This is a genomic window from Mucilaginibacter sp. P4_E8 (assembly GCF_056401495.1).
On the sequence record NZ_JBFUJG010000241.1, the window covers coordinates 1 to 4,569 of the forward strand.

A 4,569-nucleotide genomic window follows, 5' to 3' on the forward strand; every position below is an offset into this window, starting at 1 on the left:
GTTTTTCAACCGTTTTTACCATGATATCGGCCATAGCATCAAAAGCGGGTAACAACGGTACGCTGATGGCTATATTAAGCTTCCCGGTTATTATACCGGTTATCTTGGTACTCATCCGCCTGAGCAAAAACGCTATGGATGGGATTGACAGGAGCCTGAGCCTGGGCAATATTGGCGTTTTGTTTGCCATAAATGCCATTGTAATTGCTACTTCGCTTTTGCTTTTTCCCTATTTGTGGCGCGATTAAACCGCTCCCAACGGAGCATAAAATTTGAGTATAAACAGCGGCTCCTGGTGGAAAGGAACTTTAAACATATTCGCACCCGTCACTCACTCCCCGAACCCCGCAACAGAAAAAATACAATAAATAGATTCACAATTTCATCAAGCGTTCATAAAAAATGTGTTTTTTAGTACCTTGAAAAAATATTGTAGTATTTTTAATTGATGCGGTCATACTGGATTATCCTTGCTTTTATTTTATGCCCGTTTATTGCACTGGCTCAAAATACAACTATTACCGGTAAGGTAGTAAATGCCAACGGCAAGAACCCGGTAACCAGGGCCAGCGTATTTTTAAGCAATGCTACCTATGGCTCGGTAACTGCAGATGATGGTTCATTTACACTTGGTGGTGTTAAACCCGGCCAATACGAGTTGGTGGTTACTACTGTGGGCTATGAAGATTATTCGCAAACCATACAGGTAGGGGGCGCCCCGCTGAAACTGAACATCGAGCTAACCCAAAAGGTATTGATGCTGCGTGAAGTAGTGATCAGCAGTGCTGCCGACTGGAAAAAGAACTACGAACAGTTTAGGCGCGATTTTATTGGTACTACCGAAAATTCAAAGCTATGTAAGGTACTGAACCCACATATCCTGAACCTGATATACCACCGCAACAAGCAACAACTGGAAGCATCGGGTGATGAGTTTTTGGTGGTGGAGAACAGGGCACTGGGTTATCGTACCAAATTTTTGCTAAAAAACTTTGTGAGCGATGCTATTGAGCATACCATTCAATACGCCGGTAAGGCGCTTTTTGAGGAATTGCCCGGTTCGGTGGAGCAAAAAAAGATATGGAAACTGAAACGGGAACAAGCATATTACGGCTCGGCCCAGCATTTTTATAGATCGTTGTATAAAGATAAGTTAAAGGAGGAAGGGTTTGAGGCGCATGATTTTACGCGTTTCATAAACCATGAGCGCCCGGATGAAGCGCTGCTGGCACAGAAAATTAAAAGGTTCAGGGATATCACCCCCAACCGCGACTCACTGATGAACTGGTACAAGCTATCCAACCTCACCAAATGGAACCGTGAAAACCTGGTACGCATACCTTATCAATCGTTCGAAATATTGCGCAAAACACCCCAACAGGGGATATATGCGGTTGTTTTTCCACACTTTTTATATGTAGTATATACCAAAAAAGAAGAAACTACCGAATTTAAGGATGTTTATCGCCCGCTTGATATGGGGAACTTTGAAACCAGTATTATTACCCTGTATAACAACTATATTTTATTTGATATGAATGGTATAGTGATCTCAAACCCAAGTCCGCTTTACGAAGGTACCTGGTCCAAAGCCAAACTTGCAGATCTGCTGCCGGTTGACTATGAGCCGGGGGACTGATTGGGTCATTAGTTCACTTGTTCATTGGTTCATTAGTCTTGTCTGGTTTTTCATTGTATTTGATAGCTGTCGGTTGCATTTTAATGTATACTGATACATCATTCCCCAATGAACCAATGAACAAGTGAACCTATGAACTAATATAAATGAACCATTGAACTAATGAACAAATGAACTACCTTTGCGCATCAACAATATGAAGTTTATTTATCAAACCTGGTGGAAGGTATTAGCGGTAATTGTGATTTTTTACACGCTGATTGCGGGCATGTTGCTGGATGTGCCACACCTGCCCATAGTTCACGAAACAATTAGAAATACATACTTCCACGTACCCATGTGGATAGCGATGTTTACGGTTTTTGCCATATCGGTTATTTACAGCATAAAATATTTAAATACGGGCAAAGAGGAATATGACCTTATAGCGGTTGAATGCGCCAACACTGGCCTGTTCTTCTTCGTATTAGGATTAATAACCGGAATGCTTTGGGCCAAATATACCTGGGGCGAATTTTGGAGCAATGATCCCAAACAAAACAGTGCAGCTATAGCCTTTTTGCTGTATTGTGCTTACTCGGTATTGCGCAACTCTATTGATGAGGAGCAAAAGCGGGCCAAAATATCAGCCATCTATAACATTTTTGCTTTCCCGGTAATGATTGTGCTGATCATGGTGCTGCCCCGAATGACGGATTCATTACACCCCGGCAATGGTGGTAACCCCGCTTTTGGTAAGCTTGACCTTGATAACCGTATGCGTATGGTACTGTACCCCGCATTTATAGCCTGGAGCTTTATGGCTATCTGGATAGCTTCGGTACGTTACCGCATCCGTTTAATTGAATATAAAAAGAACGAAATTTAATGAAGAAGTTTACAGTTTTATTATTGTTGATATTAAGTTTTGCTACCGCTTTTGCACAACAAAGTCAGCCTGTTGAAATGGCCGATGTATTGCGCAGTTCGGGCAAAATATATGTTGTTGTGGTTACTATAGTGATAATTTTTGCCGGATTGGCATTTTACTTATTCTCGATCGATAAAAGATTAAAAAAAATCGAAAAGGAAAAGTAGTCTAAAAAATTTACCTATATTGTTTAAACATGGTTTTCGTACGGTTGTTGCCAGGTGTATCTGATACACTAACTATAAATTATTTGCAATATTGATAAAAATAGCATCAAATTTGMGTACTTTTTTAAGAGTTTAATATTTATATAACAATTATGAATACGAATATTTTAGTTGCTGAACAGGATACACACTTCTTTGGCGACGTATGTAAAAACTTTGATTACGCTGCACAATTTACAAAACATGATGCAGGTTTGTTAGACCAGATCAAATCATGTAACAGTGTTTACCGTTTCCGTTTCCCAATTCGCCGGGGCGATGGTTTTGAGGTAATTGATGCCTGGCGTGTGGAGCACTCGCACCACCAATCGCCAACAAAAGGCGGTATACGCTACAGCGAAATGGTGAACGAGGATGAAGTGATGGCATTGGCTGCTTTAATGACCTACAAATGTGCCATTGTTAATGTACCTTTTGGCGGCGCCAAAGGCGGTATTAAAATTAACCCTAAAAGTTACAACGTAAGCGAGCTGGAGAACATTACCCGCCGCTACACCGTTGAACTGATCAAGAAAAACTTTATTGGCCCCAGCATTGACGTACCTGCACCTGATTATGGATCGGGCGAGCGTGAAATGAGCTGGATTGCTGATACCTATGCTACCATGAACCCCGGTCAGCTGGATGCTATGGGCGCGGTAACAGGTAAACCTATTGCCCTGCATGGTATAGCCGGTCGTCGTGAAGCTACTGGTCGTGGTGTGGCCATTGCTATCCGCGAGTGTGTAAGCGTTGGTGAGGATATGCAGAAAATTGGCTTATTGCCCGGCATATCAGGCAAAAAAGTAATTGTACAGGGATTAGGTAATGTAGGCTATTATTCGGCTAAGTTTTTAGCAGAGTTTGGTGCTGTAATTGTTGGTCTTTGTGAGTTTGAAGGCGCAATATATAATGAAGACGGGTTGGATGTAGAGGCTGTTTTTCAGCACCGTAAAGCAACCGGATCTATTTTAGGTTACGCTGGCGCCCTGCGTGAATTTAAGAACACCATGGAAGGCCTGGAGCAGCCATGTGATATCCTGGTTCCGGCAGCCTTAGAAAATCAGATCACCGAGGATAATATCCGTAATATTCAGGCCAGGATCATTGCCGAAGGTGCGAATGGTCCAACCTCGCCAGAGGCCGAAGCTATATTTTATGCAAACGGCGGCCTCATCATCCCGGATATGTATGCTAATGCTGGTGGTGTAACCGTGTCCTACTTTGAGTGGCTTAAAAATCTGAGCCATGTGGCATTTGGCCGTATGAACAGGCGTTTTGAAGAAAACTCCAACCTTAACCTGGTAAACATGGTAGAAGGGATAACCGGTACGTCGTTAACATCAATGCAGCGCTCCACCATTATCAAAGGCGCGTCAGAGCTGGAGCTGGTAAACTCGGGACTGGAAGATACCATGATCCGCTCATACCACGAGATCAGGGAGACATACAAAAACAATCCTAAAATAGATACCCTGCGCAGCGCAGCCATGGTAGGAGCCATCAATAAAATTGCCGTATCTTACCAAAACTTAGGTATCTGGCCGTAAATAAAAAAGAAAAGTACGTCATTGCCTTTAGATTAGCTTCAACAAAATAATATAGGTTATTATTATTGTTGAAGCTTTCTTTTTGCTTCTTTTTCTTTGTTAATAACCTTGATTTTTGTGGAAAAAGTTAACAACGGTAAGGGTTCATTATCGTCATTGCCAGGCTTAAAGGCCTATGCCTCGATTAAATCCCTTACCGCTTGTTTTAAACTGTGACATCAAATAGAAATTAGAGTTTGGAAGGCTCATTAGTAAGGTATTGAT

The 4,569-nt window shown here is 42.0% G+C and carries 4 protein-coding genes and 1 pseudogene; all 5 read left to right on the forward strand.

Annotated features, from left to right (window positions below):
* Positions 1-248, forward strand: a pseudogene (locus AC1DRQ_RS29580) (heme exporter protein CcmB); the annotation flags it as partial.
* Between the two features lie 200 nt (positions 249-448).
* On the forward strand, positions 449-1,639 hold the full coding sequence (locus tag AC1DRQ_RS29585) for a carboxypeptidase-like regulatory domain-containing protein (protein ID WP_477429428.1): 1,191 nt from the start codon (positions 449-451) through the stop codon (positions 1,637-1,639).
* 196 nt (positions 1,640-1,835) lie between these two features.
* A complete protein-coding gene (gene ccsA, locus AC1DRQ_RS29590; RefSeq protein ID WP_477429431.1) occupies positions 1,836-2,507 on the forward strand; it encodes a cytochrome c biogenesis protein CcsA in 672 nt (223 codons plus the stop codon).
* Entirely contained in the window at positions 2,507-2,716 is a 210-nt protein-coding gene (locus tag AC1DRQ_RS29595) for a CcmD family protein (RefSeq protein ID WP_429395894.1), read from the forward strand. Before ccsA ends, AC1DRQ_RS29595 begins: the two co-directional genes overlap by 1 nt.
* Before the next feature lie 152 nt (positions 2,717-2,868).
* A complete protein-coding gene (locus tag AC1DRQ_RS29600; protein WP_429395897.1) occupies positions 2,869-4,305 on the forward strand; it encodes a Glu/Leu/Phe/Val family dehydrogenase in 1,437 nt (478 codons plus the stop codon).
* Positions 4,306-4,569 lie beyond the last annotated feature (264 nt).

Excerpts from the sequence above, each read along its gene's own strand:
- AC1DRQ_RS29600 (WP_429395897.1), top strand. The coding sequence starts at position 2,869 with ATGAATACGAATATTTTAGTTGCTGAACAGGATACACACTTCTTTGGC.
- AC1DRQ_RS29595 (WP_429395894.1), top strand. The coding sequence starts at position 2,507 with ATGAAGAAGTTTACAGTTTTATTATTGTTGATATTAAGTTTTGCTACC.
- ccsA (WP_477429431.1), top strand. The coding sequence starts at position 1,836 with ATGAAGTTTATTTATCAAACCTGGTGGAAGGTATTAGCGGTAATTGTG.
- AC1DRQ_RS29585 (WP_477429428.1), top strand. The coding sequence starts at position 449 with ATGCGGTCATACTGGATTATCCTTGCTTTTATTTTATGCCCGTTTATT.